14 protein-coding genes, 1 tRNA gene, 1 pseudogene and 1 riboswitch are annotated in these 18,187 nt (G+C 48.0%); of the genes and pseudogenes, 13 read left to right on the forward strand and 3 right to left on the reverse strand.

What is annotated here, in order from left to right; translation table 11 throughout:
• Positions 1-129 precede the first annotated feature (129 nt).
• A complete protein-coding gene (locus ACBP46_RS04910; RefSeq protein WP_371015629.1) occupies positions 130-1,350 on the reverse strand; it encodes an RNA-guided endonuclease InsQ/TnpB family protein in 1,221 nt (406 codons plus the stop codon).
• A gap of 21 nt (positions 1,351-1,371) precedes the next feature.
• Between ACBP46_RS04910 and ACBP46_RS04915 the strand changes: the two are divergent.
• A pseudogene (locus ACBP46_RS04915) lies at positions 1,372-1,629 on the forward strand (transposase).
• 155 nt (positions 1,630-1,784) lie between these two features.
• Here the strand turns inward: ACBP46_RS04915 and ACBP46_RS04920 are convergent.
• Entirely contained in the window at positions 1,785-2,042 is a 258-nt protein-coding gene (locus tag ACBP46_RS04920) for a hypothetical protein (RefSeq protein WP_371015630.1), read from the reverse strand.
• 89 nt (positions 2,043-2,131) lie between these two features.
• Positions 2,132-2,230: riboswitch (SAM-I-IV-variant riboswitch) on the reverse strand.
• A gap of 102 nt (positions 2,231-2,332) precedes the next feature.
• Between ACBP46_RS04920 and ACBP46_RS04925 the strand changes: the two genes are divergently transcribed.
• From ACBP46_RS04925 to ACBP46_RS04945, 5 genes are read left to right on the forward strand one after another with little or no spacing between them, the layout of a single operon-like run.
• On the forward strand, positions 2,333-4,621 hold the full coding sequence (locus tag ACBP46_RS04925; protein WP_371015631.1) for a TonB-dependent hemoglobin/transferrin/lactoferrin family receptor: 2,289 nt from the start codon (positions 2,333-2,335) through the stop codon (positions 4,619-4,621).
• Positions 4,622-4,668: 47 nt separating this feature from the next.
• A complete protein-coding gene (locus tag ACBP46_RS04930) occupies positions 4,669-5,709 on the forward strand; it encodes a hemin-degrading factor (RefSeq protein WP_371015632.1) in 1,041 nt (346 codons plus the stop codon).
• Between the two features lie 2 nt (positions 5,710-5,711).
• Positions 5,712-6,590, forward strand: a complete 879-nt coding sequence (locus tag ACBP46_RS04935) for a heme/hemin ABC transporter substrate-binding protein (RefSeq protein WP_371015633.1) — start codon at positions 5,712-5,714, stop codon at positions 6,588-6,590.
• Positions 6,591-6,598: 8 nt separating this feature from the next.
• A complete protein-coding gene (locus ACBP46_RS04940) occupies positions 6,599-7,609 on the forward strand; it encodes a FecCD family ABC transporter permease (protein ID WP_371015634.1) in 1,011 nt (336 codons plus the stop codon).
• Positions 7,602-8,393 (forward strand): ATP-binding cassette domain-containing protein, encoded by a 792-nt coding sequence (locus tag ACBP46_RS04945; protein WP_371015635.1) that lies wholly within the window; start codon positions 7,602-7,604, stop codon positions 8,391-8,393. The genes ACBP46_RS04940 and ACBP46_RS04945 overlap by 8 nt, the downstream gene beginning before the upstream one ends.
• 79 nt (positions 8,394-8,472) lie before the next feature.
• Here ACBP46_RS04945 and dtd read toward each other — a convergent pair whose 3' ends face one another.
• Entirely contained in the window at positions 8,473-8,913 is a 441-nt protein-coding gene (dtd, locus tag ACBP46_RS04950; protein ID WP_371015636.1) for a D-aminoacyl-tRNA deacylase, read from the reverse strand.
• Positions 8,914-9,043: 130 nt separating this feature from the next.
• Here dtd and fdnG point away from each other — a divergent pair, with 130 nt between their 5' ends.
• From fdnG to ACBP46_RS04985, 7 genes are all read left to right on the forward strand, one after another.
• Entirely contained in the window at positions 9,044-12,106 is a 3,063-nt protein-coding gene (fdnG, locus tag ACBP46_RS04955; protein WP_371015637.1) for a formate dehydrogenase-N subunit alpha, read from the forward strand.
• Positions 12,107-12,116: 10 nt separating this feature from the next.
• Positions 12,117-13,025 carry a formate dehydrogenase subunit beta gene (gene fdxH / locus ACBP46_RS04960; RefSeq protein ID WP_371015638.1) on the forward strand — a complete coding sequence of 303 codons (909 nt, stop codon included), beginning with the start codon at positions 12,117-12,119 and terminating at the stop codon, positions 13,023-13,025.
• Positions 13,018-13,656, forward strand: a complete 639-nt coding sequence (locus tag ACBP46_RS04965; RefSeq protein WP_371015639.1) for a formate dehydrogenase subunit gamma — start codon at positions 13,018-13,020, stop codon at positions 13,654-13,656. Before fdxH ends, ACBP46_RS04965 begins: the two co-directional genes overlap by 8 nt.
• Positions 13,657-13,732: 76 nt before the next feature.
• A complete protein-coding gene (fdhE, locus tag ACBP46_RS04970) occupies positions 13,733-14,674 on the forward strand; it encodes a formate dehydrogenase accessory protein FdhE (protein ID WP_371015640.1) in 942 nt (313 codons plus the stop codon).
• 8 nt (positions 14,675-14,682) lie between these two features.
• Positions 14,683-16,104: an L-seryl-tRNA(Sec) selenium transferase gene (selA, locus tag ACBP46_RS04975; protein ID WP_371015641.1), complete on the forward strand. Its 1,422-nt coding sequence runs from the start codon at positions 14,683-14,685 to the stop codon at positions 16,102-16,104.
• Positions 16,101-18,041, forward strand: coding sequence for a selenocysteine-specific translation elongation factor (gene selB, locus ACBP46_RS04980; RefSeq protein WP_371015642.1), 1,941 nt, complete (start codon positions 16,101-16,103; stop codon positions 18,039-18,041). The genes selA and selB overlap by 4 nt, the downstream gene beginning before the upstream one ends.
• A tRNA-Sec gene (locus ACBP46_RS04985) sits at positions 18,041-18,136 on the forward strand. The genes selB and ACBP46_RS04985 overlap by 1 nt, the downstream gene beginning before the upstream one ends.
• Positions 18,137-18,187 lie beyond the last annotated feature (51 nt).

The raw sequence follows: 18,187 nt of genomic DNA on the forward strand, positions 1-18,187 counted from the left end.
AAACTGATCATACCTTATCCCTTTAGTCAGAACCTGAGGAATCTCTCAGGCAAATGCCAATAAGTAACAAAATACGGGAATAAGCCTTGACATCCTCCCCCGCCTAAAGGCCGGGGATTCCTACAGCGCTCAAGGGAGGCGTTGAGCCGTCCCAGAGTCGCTGCGGTGGGTTCCTGCTGCTGGCGGCATTACTACACCGCTCACTTCACAGGCGAACCGGACGTGTCCCGCCCTTAACACATTGATCGCGCCGACCACATCGGCGTTTTCCTCGACACCACACTCAACACATCGGAACTGCGCTTGCGTAGGGCGATTTGCTTGGCTGCAATGCCCACATTCAGGGCAGGTCTGACTGGTGTAGTGCGGGGGCACGGCAACGAGCCAACCTCCTGCCCACGCCAGTTTGTAGTCTAGCTGACGGCGGAACTCGAACCAGCCTTGATCCAAGATGGCTTTATTCAGACCGGACTTGGCCCGAACGTTTCGCCCCGGTTGCTCGGTTGTGCCTGCTGCCGACTTGCTCATGTGGCGTACCTTTAAGTCCTCGATACACACCATCGCGTGGTTTTGGCTGATAGCGGTCGTGGCTTTATGTAGGTAGTCGCGGCGGGCGTTACCGATGCGGGAGTGAATACGCTGGACGCGGGCTTTCGCCTTCTTCCAGTTGTGGCTGAATTTGATTTTGCGGCTGACGGCTTGCTGCGCTTTACGCAGGGCGGTTTCGTGCCGCTTGAAACTATTGAGCGGTGCATAGTACGTGCCGTCCGATAGCGTGGCAAACCGCGCCACACCCAGATCGATGCCAACCGCTGACGTGGCCTGCGGAACCGGTTGCTTCACGTCACGTTCGGTCTGGATGCTGATGAACCATCTGCCTGCCTTATGACTCACGGTGACGTTTTTCACCGTGCCCAGTACCTCGCGACTGTTGCGGTAGCGTACCCAGCCAAGTTTCGGCAGAAAGATACGACTGTTTTCCTGATCAAGTTTGCAGCCTTGCGGGTAGCGGAAACGGTCTGACTGGCCTTTTTTCTTGAAGCGGGGAAACGCGGCGCGTTTGGCAAAGAAATTTTTGTAGGCACGCTCGAGGTCTTTAAGCGTTTGTTGCAAACATTGACTTGGTGCGTGTTTCAGCCACTCTGTTTCCTTATCCTTCTTCCAAGCGGGCAGGAAATTAGCCAGAACGGTATAACTGAATTTCGTCGTGCTGTCGGCGGCATAACGCTCTTTTTGCCACGCCAACGCCCTATTGAATACGAAACGACACGCACCAGCAAAGCGGCGCATATCGCGTTGCTGAGCGCTGTTAGGCTTGAGTTCGTATCGATAGGCTTGCCATCGTTTCATACGAAGAATTATACTTGGCCTATGAAGAAAAACAACGACATTCGACGCGGTAGACACTGGTTTTTAACCTGCACGCTCACTTGGTCTTTGTGACAAAGTACCGCCGTGATGTGTTCACTAAAGACGTGCCGGATGATTCGCAAAAAGCAGTATCCGAGCATTCACAACAAACTATGGGGTGGTGCCCTCTGGTCGCCTAGCTACTTTGCCGCAAGCTGTGGCGGTGCGCCTGTCGAGATCGTCCGACAATACATTGAGCCACAACAGACGCCAAGCTGATACGAAGACGCTAGCGCGTCCGCGCTATTCCTCTCCGCCCTGACCGGCGGGGGTTTCCGCGCGATTTGATAAAAAAGACCCCAAAGGGCTGGATGGGTGTCCAACTTATTGGGGTCCGTTTATTTCAAGCGGGTTTTTTATTTAAGAACAGGCTTCTATTTGTAGCGATTGATAATGCGTTGTTTGCATTGCTCAACTAAGTGCGGCTCTATTTTTTCCAAAAGGCTGAGGCTAGTGTCTGGATGAATGCTTGACCAGGAACCATATGCCCTAGGGCTAAATAACGAAGCGGTATTGGGGTTAAATGAAGCCACTAACCGTTTTTTGGTTTGGTGGTAAATTTGAACCAGCGCTGAACCAGGAACTGTAGTTGTAGTAAATCGTTCACCATCAATAGTAAATTCATTAGCCATAATTTCCTTTTTAGCTCTTTGGCAGAATGCCCGGGGCGAGCAAGTCGGTATAAATAACCCCATAAAAAAATGCCCGCTAGAAGCGGGCTGCGATCACCCAGTATTGCATTAATAATGCCACATTATGTATCCACCTTGTACGGGTAACAGGTTGGCATGAACAGTGCGTTCAACTCTAAATGTGTATCTATCTTAACGTTGATGGACAAGGATATCAACCCCTTATTTTAAAACACTGGTTGATAATCTAAATAATAACGATTATCATTACCGTTTTTATTGGGGGTGTAATGAAGAAAAAAAACCAATTAAAGTCGACTCCATGGGTGCTTAGCCTAAGCGCAATGACCATGTTGAGCTCAGTAGCTTGGGCAATTGAGATCCCCGTGCTGCCGTCTGTTAAAGTCGAATCGTTGCTGCAAACCGAGTTACCAGAGGGTAGCTCCGTCATTACTCAGCAAGAGCTAAAAAATAACGCTGTTACTCGTTGGGAAGATCTAAATCGAATTGAGCCGGGTCTGCACTTTAATGCACGTAATGGCAGTGTGAACTTGCGTGGTATGGATAAAGACCGCGTGGATGTGCGCTTGGATGGGATTCGGCTGCCATGGTTAGATGACGGAGCGCGTGGTGTCACTGGTGGGTTAGCGAGTCTAAGCTTTCAAAGTGTATCCAGTGTGCAAGTATTACGCGGAGCGGCATCTCATCAGACGGGGCAGCTCGCAGGTGGGGTCAATGTGTTGAGTCTAACCCCTAGAGATGTATTAGACGGCAAATCTTTTGGTTTTATTGTCTCTACCGATTATGACAGTGCTGATACTAGCCGTGGGGCGGCAGTGGCGGTAGCGGGAGAACTTAAAGAAAGTACACGTTGGTTAGTACAAACCGGTCAGCGCCGTGGACATGAGTTAAAAAATTACGGTGGTCAAGGTGGACTGGGGACAAGTCGTATAGAGGCTAATCCAGAAACAACGCGTCAGCATGATGTTTTGCTAAAGCTAGAACATGATTTGCAACCGGGGCATGTATTACAACTGTCAGCAGAAAGTTTTAGAAAAAAAAGTACTTTAGACAATTTACGTGAGCAGGGACCAGGCACCAGTTTTGAAGTGGGGCAGAATCAAACATACAGCACCACGCAACGTGATCGCATTGTGGCTGGGTATGACTTTACAGCCCCCGATCCTAAAGCCAAGCTAGCATCAGGTTTTGTGAAGGCTTATTGGCAAAAACAACGTCTAAGTGCAGAGCAAGAGGCATGGCGCTTGCGTGATGAACGAGCTTCAGCCATTCCGGGAGATCCATTTGGTTATGGCTACCCGTATGGCGCTTTTGGTCGTCATAATGAGGTGCAGGAAAAAAACTATGGGGTGCTAGCTGGTCTTGCAGGGGTGTTTGCTGCAGATCAACCCATTGAGCATCAGTGGCAATTGGGTATGGATGCGTACCGCAGCGACAGTGAGCAGTATTCCGGTGGTTATGATAACTGCCCCCCTAATCTAGCCCAACGACCCGCACCGATGGGGCCACGTTCTTGCGATTTACTTCATACAAATCAAGCCGATCGGCCTGAAGTCAAAGGGCGAGTATTAGCACTGTGGGCGGTGGACCGGTTGGTATGGGATGATGGCAAATACGCCATTAGCCCTAGCCTACGTTTTGATTCTTATCAGTACAACCCTAAGAGCAGTGCTGCCTACAATGACAACCCCAACTCTACAGTAACCACAGCCGGTAAAGCATCAGGTAGTTACGTATCACCGTCGATAGGCTTTGAGTATCAAGCTACTGAGACATTGGGTCTGTATGCGCATTATGGCTTGGGATACAAGGCCCCCAACGCTGCGCAGCTCTACACCAACTATGGGGCTCCGGGTACCTATTTACGCGTAGGCAACCCACATTTAAAAGCAGAAACCAGTCGCGGCTGGGAGCTAGGAGCACAGTGGGGGGACCAAGACCTAGGGGCAAAATTTAGTGTTTATCAGAATCACTATAAAAACTTTATTGAAGATCAAGTTAATATCACCGCAGATTCTGAGGCTTGGAACCCGGCGTGGGATGGTCTTTACCCAATGGGGGTAAGCACTGCTATTAATCGCTCTAGAGTGCGTATTTCAGGGATTGAGCTAAGTGCTCAAGCACGTTGGCAACAACATTGGTATTCCCGCGCAGGTCTTGCTTGGGCTCGCGGCAAAGACACCACATTGAACCAATCAATTAATGCTATTGCACCTTTGAAAATGGTTGCGGCATTAGGGTACGACTCTCATAGCTGGGGCGGAGAGCTAAGCTTGGTTGCGGCTTTAAAGCGCAACAAAGTGGCTAACCCCGAAGCCTCAGGCTCTACACCTGCTGATTTTAAAGCACCTGGTTATGGTGTAATGAACTTAGCAGCATGGTGGCAGCCTCCAGCGCAAAAAGGTTTGCGTTTACAGGCTGGCATTTATAACTTATTTGATAAGCAGTATTGGGAAGCGTTAAATGTGCCGCAGACTGGGGGGCGTAGTAGTGCACCTGTAGCTAGCTACACAGAACCAGGGCGTACGTTTAAATTGAATCTGACATATCACTATTAAATAATAGCGATTCTCATTTGTGTTTTTATTATTATTTGGAATGAATTATGTATTATCACGATCAGATCACAGCTACGCAGCTGCAATACAACATGGCTGTTGCGAGTAAACCAGGTCGTATCCGCGACATTGCCAAGCAAATAGGCTTAACAGAGTTAGAGCTAGTTGCTGCCCAGTGTGGAGAGATTCAGGCCCGCCACCTAAAGGCTTCAGCCCAAGAGATTTTGTTGCGCGTGGGGGAGCTAGGCAGTGTGATGGCCTTAACACGTAATAACGACTGCGTGCACGAGCGTCATGGGCGCTATGAGAACATCAAGGCAGGGGAAAAGTCGGGCATAGTCTTAGGCCCCGATATTGACTTACGTTTGTTTTTTTCTACATGGGGCACTGTCTGGGCTGTAGAAGATAAAGGTCGAAAATCCTTGCAGTTTTTTGATGTGTATGGGCATGCTTTGCATAAAGTGTTTTGTACTGAACAGACGGATCAAGCCGCCTACGATGCTTTAGTCAGTGCGTATGCAGAGCCAATCGGTAGCTATTGGCCCGAAATTAAAACGGCTACGCCAAAAGAAGATCAGACTTTGACTCAGGCTCCGGCAGGATTAAGAGAACACTGGTTAGGCTTAAAAGACACCCACGCTTTTCACTCTATGTTGATGCAGTTTAATGTGTCGCGACTAACAGCCTTGCGTGATGTGGGGCATGATTTAGCACAGCCTGTAGCCAACAGCACCGCAGAACGCATGCTAGAGCAAGCTGCTGCCTCAGGTTTATCGATTATGTGTTTTGTATCCAATGCAGGCATTGTGCAAATTCATACGGGGCCGATTCAGCAGTTACGCCGTACAGGCCCATGGTTCAATGTTCTTGATCCAAGCTTTAATTTGCATTTGAATACAGAGGCCATTACACAAAGCTGGGTCGTCAATAAACCCACAGTCGATGGGTGTGTTACCTCATTAGAATGCTATAGCGCGCAAGGTGAGCTCATCGTGCAGTTTTTTGGTGCGCGCAAACCCGGTCAGGCGGAATTAGCCGAATGGCGACAGCTGCTTGAGTCTTTTTGCGATTCCCCTTTAGCTGCCTAATTATGAATAGACGCCAATGCATCTCTTCGCTGCTTGCTTTGACGTTGCCCATTATGACAGGAGTAACGCGTTCTGTTTGGTCACAGGAGACTCAGTCAGAACGTGTACTTAGTCTGGGTGGCACCGTGACTGAAATTATTTATGAGCTAGGGCAAGGCTCTTTATTGATAGGAAGCGATATTTCAAGTTTGTACCCCCCTCAGGTTGCTGACTTGCCGCAGGTGGGCTACTACCGCAGTTTATCTCTAGAGGGGGTGCTAAGCCTAAAGCCTAGCTTAATTCTAGCTTCAGAGCAGGCTGGGCCTAAACGTGTGCTGGATCAGCTGAGCGCTTTGGGCGTACGTGTTGAGTCCATTCCCGACGATGCCACCTTGGCCTCTTTGTATCAACGCATTGAGCGTATCGGGCAAATTTTGCAGGTGCCCGATAAGGCGCAACAGTTACAGCATCACGTTCAATCCAATATTGAACAAATACAGCAGCAAGTTCGCCTCAATCCTATACGAAAACTAAAGAAAGTTGCTGTGCTCATGCAGCGTAGTCACCAAATTCAATGGGCCGGTCAATCAACCGTAGCGCAGTTACTACTGGATCAACTGGGTTTAGATAACTTAGGTAAAGACCATATTGGCTATAAACCGGTTTCTCATGAAAGTTTGATTGCGGCACAGCCTGAGTTGATTGTGTTAAGTCAGCACTCGTTAAGTGGATACCGTTCAGTAGCACAATTTTTAGAGCAAACAGGGCTTAACTTAACACCAGCAGGGCACCATCACAGTGTGGTAGTTATGGATGACTTGCTCTTGTTGGGTCTAGGGCCACGTTTTTCACAGGCTCTTTCGCATTTGTATACTGCGCATCAGCAGTTTGTGCAATCGTGAGTCGGCTGATGAGTAAGACCTATCCGATTCGACCTCTAACTTTGACCTTGCTGCTAGTCATTGGCTTGGTTATGGCATTAATTACTGCCAGTACTAGCGGTGCATTGCGCATTTCTTGGGCTCAATGGCTTAACGTACTTTGGCCTACTCATTCGGCTTCCACCGATTTAATCACTCAAGTCTTTTGGCAAATTCGTTTGCCTCGAGTGCTATTTAGCGCATTGGTGGGTGCCGCTTTGGCTGTAGCGGGTGCGGTGATGCAAGCTTTATTTAGAAACCCTTTGGCTGAACCAGGTCTGATAGGAATTTCATCTGGAGCGTCAATGGGGGCAGTAATGGCTATTGTGCTCACCTCAAGCGGTTTTTTAGGCATTGCTACTGCTGCTTTTGTTGGAAGCTTGATTGCTATGGTGCTGGCTTATGTAATTGGCAGGCGCTTTACAGGGGTAGCAGGCTTGTTATTAGCCGGCATTGCTATTAATACCATCACCGGCAGTGTAATTGGTCTTTTTACCTACAGTGCAAATGACAACCAATTACGCGATCTGACCTTTTGGAGCATGGGAAGCCTAGCTGGAGGCAGTTGGTACATTGTGGGCTGGTTGGTCTTACCTGTACTTGGGCTCATAGTGTATCTATGCAAACAATGGCGTTTGTTTAATGCTTTGCTGCTTGGTGAGCGTGAAGCCTGGCATTTGGGCTATGACTTACAGCGCTGGCGGTGGGTGTTGTTGGTAGCTATTGCTCTTTTGGTAGGGCCTTTGGTGGCTGTAACAGGAGGCATCGGTTTTGTCGGTTTAGTGGTACCGCATTTTATTCGTCTTTTGGTTGGATCCCAGCATCAGTATGTGTTGCCATTGTCTGTGTTAGTGGGGGCTATTTTATTAACATTAGCGGATGCGTTGGCTCGTGTCATTGTGAGTCCAGCCGAGCTTCCCATTGGTTTAGTGACTAGTTTATTGGGTGGGCCTTTTTTCTTATGGTTAATTGTGCGTTCCCAAGGAGGCAAGCATGATTGAGCTACGCGATGTAGCGATTTATAGACAACAACGTTGTCTGTTGCAACACCTCACTTTTTCTATTCAGTCTAACGAGCTTTTATGTATATTGGGGCCTAACGGAGTAGGGAAGTCTTCATTGCTAAAAGCATTGGCAGCTGAGCAAGGGGTGCGCTGCACAGGGTCACTACAATTGAATCAATCATCATTGGTTACTATGACACCTAGCGTGCTGGCTCGGCAACGTGCGGTGTTATCACAAAACACTACGATTGAATTTGATCTTAACGTAACCGATATCGTGGCAATGGGAGCTTATCCTTTTATGAATTTAGCTCCCTCGCGCTACAAAGTCCTTTTTGATGAGGCGATACAATTAGCCGGCATAGAGGCTTTTACGAAAAAAAACTATCGTCAGCTATCAGGAGGGGAACAGCAGCGGGTACAGTTTGCTCGGGTTATATTGCAGACCCTTGCCGCATTGCAGTATTCAGAGCAAACGGTGTATTTGTTTTTGGATGAGCCCACCTCTAGCTTAGATCCACATTACCAGCATCAGCTTTTAGCTAGAGTAAAGCAGCTAACCGATTCTTACCCAGTGGCAGCAGTTGCTGTATTGCACGATGTGAATTTGGCGGCTATGTGGGGGCATAAGCTACTTTTATTAGCCCCGAAAAAAGCAGTAAGTTATGGGGTCCCAACCGAGGTGCTGACGACTGAACATCTATTTGAAGCATTTGGGGTCCAGACTTTGGTGCAATCGCATCCTCAAAAAGCAGCGGTTCCTTTGATTGTTTACTTATAACTATATTTCCATAGGTAATTTAATTTAATGGCTCTACTGGTTAGAGCCATTTTGTTACTGTGCTAAATTAGTTGAGGTTTTAACTAATTTGCATGGGAATAGTAACAGGGCCATCGTTTACTAAATGTACAAGCATGTCAGCGCCAAATATACCTGTTGCAACGTTATGATACGTATTTTTCGCTTTGCTTACAAAGTGGTCGTATAGTTGTTTTGCCAACTCAGGAGCCGCAGATTTAGCGAAGCTTGGACGATTTCCACGTTGAGTATCGGCAGCTAAGGTGAATTGGCTGACAATTAAAAGACCCCCATTTTGTTGTTGAACATTTAAGTTCATTTTTCCGTCTTGATCAGCAAAAATTCGCAAGCCCAATATTTTTTTCAAGGCTTTTTCTACGGTTTCAGTAGTATCGGTGGGCTCGGCACAAACGAAGACCAGTAGACCTTTACCTATAGAGCCAACCGTTTTTTCATCAATTTCTACTTTAGCTTTTTTTACTCGTTGAATTAAAATTAACATCGTTATATACAAAGGTTAATATGGAAAGCAGCGTATTTTGAGTACAATGGAATTATGAGATAAGTCTCGTAACAACGCATGACATTTATGTCCCTGAAGCATAATTGATTATTCAAAATGGAGAGCGTCCATGAATAACATGAGTCGGCGCCAGTTTTTTAAGGTAACAGGGGGCACATTAGCGGGGTCAAGTATGGCTCTGTTAGGCGTAACGCCTACACCCGCGGTTGCTGCGGCAAGACAATACAAGCTTGAACGCATGACCGAAACCCGTAGCACCTGTCCTTATTGTTCTGTAGCCTGTGGAATTTTACTTTATAGCTTAGGCGATGGCGCAAAAAATGCCAAAGCTAGTGTCCTTCATATCGAAGGTGACCACGACCACCCGGTAAACCGCGGTACTCTTTGTCCCAAAGGGGCAGGTCTGGTTGACTTTATCCACAGCCCAAATCGTCTGAAATACCCCGAATACCGAGCCCCTGGGTCCGATAAATGGGAACGTATTTCTTGGGATGATGCTTACACACGCATTGCTAAACTCATGAAAGAGGATCGCGATGCTAACTTTATCCAAAGATCCGACGACGGAAAAATTGTAAACCGTTGGACAACAACCGGTATGCTAGCGGCCTCGGCCAGTAGTAACGAAGTGGGCTACATTACCCACAAGGTTGTTCGTACAATGGGTATGCTCGTATTCGATAACCAAGCGCGTGTTTGACACGGTCCGACGGTGGCAGGTCTTGCCCCGACGTTTGGCCGCGGCGCGATGACGAACCATTGGGTCGACATCAAAAACGCTGACGTGGTATTGATTATGGGCGGGAACGCAGCCGAAGCTCACCCCTGTGGTTTTAAATGGGTAACTGAAGCCAAGGCAAATCGTGGAGCAAAACTAATTGTTGTTGACCCACGCTTTAACCGTTCTGCATCCGTAGCCGATTTGTATGCACCTATCCGTACAGGCACAGATATTGTGTTCTTGGGTGGTGTCATCAAATATTTGCTCGACAACAACTTAATCCAGCACGAATATGTCAAAAATTACACTGACATGTCTTTTGTCGTGCGCGACGACTTTGACTTTGAAGACGGTCTTTTCTCTGGCTACAACCCAGAGACACGTACCTATGACAAAGCCAGTTGGGATTACGAGCTAGATGAAAACGGCGAGGTGGTCTCTGATCCCTCTTTGTCACACCCCCGTTGTGTTTACAATTTATTGCGTAAGCACTACGAGCGCTATACACCTGAAATGGTGAATCGCGTGTGTGGTACACCTGTAGATAAATTCCAGCAGGTATGCGAACTTTTAGCTACCACGCATACGCCAGATCGTGCTGGTACTATTTTGTACGCTCTAGGCTGGACTCAGCACTCAATTGGCTCTCAAATCATTCGCACAGGCGCAATGTTGCAGTTGCTCTTGGGTAATATCGGTATTGCAGGTGGTGGTATGAACGCATTGCGCGGTCACTCCAACATCCAAGGTCTAACCGATATTGGGCTTATGTCCAACTTGTTACCAGGGTATCTGACTCTACCTAACGAGGCCGAGCAAGATTTTGATGGCTATATTGCCGCGCGTGCACTGAAACCACTGCGTAACAATCAGCTTAGCTACTGGAGCAATTACAAAAAGTTCCATGTCAGTTTGGCTAAAGCATGGTGGGGCGATCAGGCTCATGAGTACAATAATTATGCTTTCGACTATCTACCAAAGCTAGACAAGCTTTACGATATGTTGCAAGCATACGAGCTCATGAATAAAGGCGAAATGAACGGTTATATCTGTCAAGGATTTAACCCGCTTGCTGCTGCGCCGAACAAAGCCAAGCTCATTAAAGGTTTCTCAAAGCTAAAATTCATGGTCATCATGGATCCATTAGCGACTGAGACTTCCGAGTTCTGGCGTAATGCAGGCGAGTCTAACGATGTAGACACAGCCTCCATTCAAACAGAAGTCTTCCGCTTACCTACCTCCTGTTTTGCCGAAGAGGACGGTGCATTGGTGAACTCCGGTCGCTGGTTGCAGTGGCACTGGAAAGCCGCCGAGCCGCCCGGAGAGGCTAAAACCGATATCGAAATCATGGGTACGTTGTATCACCATATTCGAGAGCTCTACAAAAAAGAGGGCGGTACGTTTGCTGAGCCTATTAATAATGTGTATTGGCCTTACAGCAATCCACTACACCCAACCGCTGAAGAGCTAGCTAAAGAACTAAACGGAAGCGCAATTACCGACTTGCGTGATGCGAATGGCAATATCATCCGCAAAGCAGGCGAGCAGTTATCAGGCTTTGGTGAAATGCGCGACGATGGTTCTACGCTAGGTGGGTGCTGGATTTATGCCGGCTCCTGGACCGAAGCAGGGAATATGATGGCACGTCGTGATAACAGCGACCCCACTGGTATTGGTCAAACCCTTAATTGGGCTTGGGCCTGGCCAGCAAACCGTCGTGTGTTATATAACCGTGCATCGTGTGACCTCCAAGGTAAACCTTTCGATCCAACACGCTCGCTCGTTCACTGGGATGGCACAAAGTGGACAGGGGCTGACGTACCTGACTTCAAGATCGACGAGCAACCTGGCAGTGGCATGGGGCCATTTATTATGAACCCCGAAGGCACAGCACGCTTCTTTGCACGCAAAGGTCTAGCCGAGGGGCCATTCCCAACTCACTACGAGCCGTTTGAAACACCACTGGGTTACAACCCCTTGTTTAAAGAAAACGACAAGGCCACCAGCAACCCTGCTGCACGTGTGTTTAAAGACGACTGGGCCGAGTTTGGAAAAGTGGATAAGTTCCCCTATGTCGGTACGACTTACCGTATTACCGAACACTTCCACTACTGGACTAAAAACGTGCGACTCAACGCCATTATTCAACCCGAGCAGTTTGTGGAAATCGGCGAAGAACTGGCAGAGAGCAAAGGCATTAAGCACGGCGACTTAGTCAAAGTGTCTTCAAATCGAGGCTACATTAAAGCTAAAGCAGTGGTTACTAAACGCATTGTGAGCTTAGATGTAGATGGCACACGAGTGCACCAAGTGGGTATTCCTATTCACTGGGGCTTTGTGGGGCTGACTAAACCCGGTTTCTTGGCGAACACTCTGACCCCCTTTGTGGGCGATGGAAACTCGCAAACCCCCGAGTTTAAGTCCTTCCTCGTAAACGTGGAAAAGGCATAAGGAGATCGTAATGGCATTAAAAGCAATGGACATTAAGCGTCGTTCAGCGACCACGACTCCTCCGCCTGGTGTACGTCATCCCATCGAGGGCACCGAGGGCGTAGCCAAACTTATCGATACCACCAAATGTATCGGTTGTAAGGCTTGTCAGGTGGCCTGTATGGAGTGGAACGATCTACGTGATGATATCGGTATTAACACAGGGGTGTATGACAACCCTGCAGATTTAACCGAAAATACGTGGACTCTGATGCGTTTTACAGAGTATGTAGACGACAAAGGAGACCTCGAATGGCTCATTCGTAAAGACGGATGTATGCACTGTGAAGACCCAGGCTGTTTAAAAGCCTGTCCATCTCCTGGTGCTATTGTTCAGCATACGAATGGTATCGTCGACTTTAACCAAGAGAACTGTATTGGTTGTGGGTACTGCATTACCGGATGTCCTTTTGACATTCCACGCATTTCCAAAACCGATCAAAAAGCCTACAAATGTACGCTTTGCTCTGACCGCGTAGCCGTAGGTCAAGAGCCTGCTTGTGTAAAAACATGTCCTACTGGCGCTATTGTATTTGGCACCAAAGAAGACATGAAGCTCCACGCAGAAGAGCGTATTGTGGACTTAAATTCTCGAGGTTACGAGCACGCCGGTTTGTACGATCCCCAAGGTGTGGGTGGCACACACGTTATGTATGTGCTGCATCATGCTGATAAGCCAGAGATTTACGCTGACTTACCCAAGGATCCACAGATCAGTCCTATGGTTTCATTCTGGAAAGGCATGGCCAAACCCTTTGGGGTTGCCGCTATGGCATTGACCGCATTTGCTGGATTTATCCATTACATGCGTCGTGGCCCAGTAGAAACCACCGAGGAAGACGAGCGTGCGGCCAAGGCGGAGGATGAAAACCATGTCTGACAAAAAGTACACCATCGTTAGGTATTCAGCGGGCGAGCGTATCAACCACTGGATTACCGCGATAAGCTTTATACTGTTGACAGCATCGGGTTTAGCTCTATTTCACCCAGCTTTCTTTTGGTTATCCAATTTACTAGGAAGCCCCACATGGACACGTATTCTGCACCCATTTATTGGTGTGGTTATGTTCCTTAGCTTCTTTATCTTGGCTTTCCGCTTGATGCGATTTAATCGTTTCACGAAAAAAGATAGCGAGTGGCTAGCAGCTATGCCCAAGGTACTCAGAAATGAAACAGAAGGTGTTCCGACCACAGGTCGTTACAATGCCGGTCAAAAGCTGCTGTTTTATGTATTGATTATCTTAATGCTTGGTTTGTTAGCATCGGGTATTGTCATTTGGCGCGAGTACTTCTCGTACTTGTTTGGCATTGACATGATCCGTCTAGCCTCTGTGGTGCATGCTCTCTTTGCCTTCTTACTAATTTGTGCCATTATTGTGCACATCTATGCAGCAATTTGGGTTAAAGGTTCAGTGCGTGCCATGACACGAGGTACCGTTAGCCGAGGCTGGGCTTGGAAAAATCACCGCGACTGGTTCCGTGAAGTAATTCGCAAACAAGACGCAAAGTAATTTTCCCCTAGCTTTATCGCTAAAAAGAGGCTGCTATCGTTACTACGGTAGCAGCCCTGTTTTTCTAGGAGTCCTGATGCAGCGCATCTTATCCCGTGGTGAAATCGAAGGTTTAGATCACACCCATATTCCTCGCTTAGCGCAGCCCCAAGAGCGCTCTGTGTTCCAAGAGCGTGCAAATCGCCTACGTCAATTGGCTGAAGACAGCCCTATTCGTGATTATTTGCTGGCTATGGCTCATGTGGCCCAAGCCCAGCAGGCGGCGCTATTGCATTACACTGCCATTCCTGGCCCATCTAAAGAACAAGTGGATCGTGCCCAAGCCCATGGCATGCCACCTTTGCAGGCAACAGGTTGGAAACGTGATGGGGTCTGGCTTGCCATTTTGGCAGATATCGTGCAGTACGTTCAAAGTCAGGCTGACATGCCTGATGCTGTTAAGACCATTTGCCAAAACTTGCTCGGTGAAATAGCAACTCAAACCGATAGCCTAGAGCATCTTGCTGATGCATTGCTCGCACGTTTCAACGAAGGCGTAGATGCCGCCCGTGCTCCTTTTGTTATGGCGGCTTTACAAGTCTATTGGACCCGTCTAGGCATTAATTTCTCTGAGGGCGATCTACCCATTATTACGCCGTTTGGTGTTTGTCCTTGTTGTGGTAGCTTGCCGGTATCCAGCATTGTTCGTATCGGTGGTTCACGAGATGGCATGCGTTATGCTATTTGTGGGTTGTGCTCTACCGAATGGCATGTGGTACGAGTCACGTGTACGCATTGCGAAGACACAGAAAAGATCACCTATCATTCCATCGAAGAGGGGTCCGAAGCCATCAAGGCCGAATCCTGCGGCAAGTGCAATACGTATCGAAAGATCTTTTACCAAACCAAAGACCAGATGGTCGAAGCCGTTGCTGATGACCTGGCTACAATTGAGCTAGATATGCTCATGGGCGAAGAGGGTTTTTATCGCGTTAATGATAATCCTTTTTTATGGCAACAGCATCAAACTGAAGACTAAGTTTAACCATGCCTCAACCTGATTTATTAGCTCAAGCAGCCCAGATACCTTCTATTGATCGTTTGCTGCAGTTACCTGCGATTCGAACTTTAACGCAGCAGCATGGGCATACCTTAGTGACTCAGCACTTGAGGCAGTTTCAAGCACAGCTGCGTCAGCGAGCTTTAGCGCAAAAGTTGTTGTGCTCAGACTTAAACCCTACGCAGTTAGCCCAGCAGTTTCAGCAGCAATTGCAGCGCGTTTTGCAGCCGAAACTGCGCCCAATGATCAACCTAACCGGAACGGTATTACATACTAACTTAGGGCGTGCCTTATTACCCGATGCTGCTATTGAAGCGGTGGTTACTGCTTTAAGCACCCCATCAAATTTAGAGTTTGATGTAGCAACAGGTAAACGTGGTGACCGAGACGATTTGGTTGAAGGCATATTATGCGAGTTAACTGGCGCAGAAGCCGCAACCATTGTAAATAATAACGCCGCAGCAGTTTTATTAATGCTTAGCACCTTTGCCCAAGACAAAGAGGTGGTGGTATCACGTGGCGAACTGGTAGAAATCGGCGGGGCCTTTCGTATTCCCGATATTATGAAGCGTGCCGGAGCACGTTTGGTCGAGGTCGGTACGACCAATCGCACCCATGCATTTGATTACGCAGATGCCATTACTGAACATACAGCAATGCTTATGAAAGTGCATTGCAGCAACTATGAAGTCATGGGGTTTACTAAAGAGGTCAGTCTCACCGAGCTGGTTCAAATAGGGCGTCAAAAAGGTGTACCTACTACGGTGGATTTAGGTAGCGGGACTTTAGTGGATTTAGCCCAGTGGGGTCTACCTTCCGAGCCCACTGTTAAACAAACGGTCGAGTCGGGAGCCGATCTTGTGACGTTTAGTGGTGACAAGCTTTTGGGGGGGCCTCAGGCAGGTATTATTGTTGGCAGCAAAGACTCCATTCACGCCTTAAAGAAAAACCCATTAAAACGCGCTTTACGGGTAGGGAAACTTACCCTAGCTGCTTTGGAGCCGGTATTAGCGCTATACCGTAGCCCAGAGTTCTTGGCAGAAAAATTGACCACTTTGGCTTTGTTTACACGGCCTCAAGCGGAAATGAAACAACAGGCTCAACTGTTACAGCCGCTACTACAAAAAGCCGTTGGTGCTGATTATCAAGTCACTATTGAGCCTATGTTTAGTCAAATAGGTAGTGGTGCAATGCCAGTAGACGTACTGCCTAGTTATGGGTTGGTCGTGCACTTTGTGGGGGCGGGTCGCGCTGGCAGCGCTATTATCAAAGTGGAAAACTGGTTACGCATGCAAAATCGGCCTGTAATTGGTCGAATCCAACGCGATACGCTATATTTAGACCTTCGTTGTTTGCGTGATGTAGACATCCCTTTATTGCAAGCTCAGTGGAGTCAGGCTCTAGCATGATTGTGGGTACAGCAGGTCATATTGACCATGGTAAAACAGCATTGATTCGTGCGCTTACGGGCGTCAATACCGATCGTCTTGAGGATGAAAAGCAAAGAGGCATAACTATTACTTTGGGTTATGCCTATACCCCTTTAGCCAATGGTGATGTGCTGGGCTTTGTAGATGTACCTGGTCATGAAAACCTAGTGCATACTATGGTGGCTGGTGCTACCGGTATTGATTATGCTTTGCTGGTGGTTGCTGCCGATGACGGCATCATGCCCCAGACCCACGAACACGTAGCCATTTTATCTTTGTTAGGCTTAAAGCGTGGTTGTGTGGTAATTAATAAAGCCGACCGGGTAGCGTCCGAAGCCATACAGCAGCTAAAACACGATTTACAGCAACTCTTGCAGGGCACATTTTTAGCGGATGCTTTGTTTTTTGAAACGGATAGCCTCTCTGGACAGGGTGTTGAAGCACTTAAAGGCCATTTGCAAACCGAAGCCATCGCAATGGCTCAACGTCAATCAGAGGGGTTTTTTCGTTTAGCGGTTGATCGTGTGTTTACGCTCGAAGGGCAGGGCACAGTACTAACTGGCACCGTTCATTCGGGGCAGTTGGCATTAAACGAAGATCAAACTCATCTGCGTTTAATGCCACAAAACAAAGCTGTGCGTATTCGCAGTATACATGCCCAAAATCAGCCCAGCTCAGAGGCTAAAGCAGGGCAGCGTTGTGCTTTAAACATCACTGGATTGGCTAAAGAGGACATTGAGCGTGGCAACTGGATTGCCGATAGCCGTTGTTTTAGTCCAAGCACACATATTGATGTGCGTCTACAGCTCTTGGCCCATGTAGATAGCTCAATTAAAACATGGACACCCGTGCATGTGCACGTGGGGGCGGCGCACTATGTGGCCCATGTGGTGCCACTTAGCCAAGATCTGGTCCATGCTAGCCAAACAGCATTTGCTCAATTAGTATTTGATGAGCCTGTTTGTGTCATGCCTGGCGATCGATTCATTATCCGTAATGCGCAGGCCAAATTAACCATCGGCGGCGGTCAGGTTCTGGATGCCAATGCGCCCGATCGTAAGCGTCGCTCTTTGGCCCGTTTGGCTTGGCTAGACGCGGTAGAAATGTATTTAGATAAAAAAGTCCTTGAGCCATTGTTGCGACAAGCACCTTATGGCTTAGAGCAGTCTTTTTTGCAAAAATTAATTGGAACCGAGCCTGATCTGCACGAATTGCCTGCTGAGTCGCTTTGGGTTCATTCTCCGCGTTCGGCTACGGTGCAAGTGTTAATCCATAACAATGCATGGGAGCAATTGCTGGCGCGTATTGAAACAGTACTAGCCGAAACGCATGAGCGGTATCCAGACGAACCCGGTGTTGAAGCGGCACGCTTACGTCGTATGGTTGCCCCACGAGCGCCTGACCCATTGTGGTTTGGTGCATTGCACGAGTTGATGCAGCGCCAGCGTTTAGCGTTGAATGGACCCTGGTATAGGCTTAGCGCTCATACGGTTAGCTTTACCCCCCAAGAAGAAGTCATCGCATTGCAACTTATTCGGCTATGTTATGAGGGGGGTTATAACCCTCCTTGGGTTCGTGATATTGCGCAGACTCTAGAGGTGCCCGAGGATCAATTACGAGCATTAGGGCGCAAGCTGGTACGCCAAGGTTTGGTGTACCAAGTCGTGCGAGATTTGTATTATCATCGCGAGCATGTTCTAGATTTAGCCACACGTTTTGCAAAACTAGCCGAGCCAAATGGGGTAAAAGCAGCTGAGTTTCGCGATGCTCTAAATTTAGGTCGTAAACGCACAATACAAATTTTAGAATTTTTCGAGAGAATTGGTTATACTCGTCGACTACGAGATAAACATCTAATCCGTCCGGATAACACGGTTTTTACTCAAACCGCCACCGAGCGCGGTCTGATCTCATAGGAAAGCATTCGTGTCTGGTGATGCGGCTGGGCTTCAAACCCAGTTGGGGGTGTTAGACACTCCTAGGTAGGTTCGACTCCTGCTGCTTTCCGCCATCTCATTATTTGACTTTACAAGTGCAACGTGTTTTGCCTTGCAATTCGAGT

It is taken from the genome of Paenalcaligenes hominis (assembly GCF_041359055.1).
GTDB lineage: Bacteria > Pseudomonadota > Gammaproteobacteria > Burkholderiales > Burkholderiaceae_B > Paenalcaligenes > Paenalcaligenes hominis_A.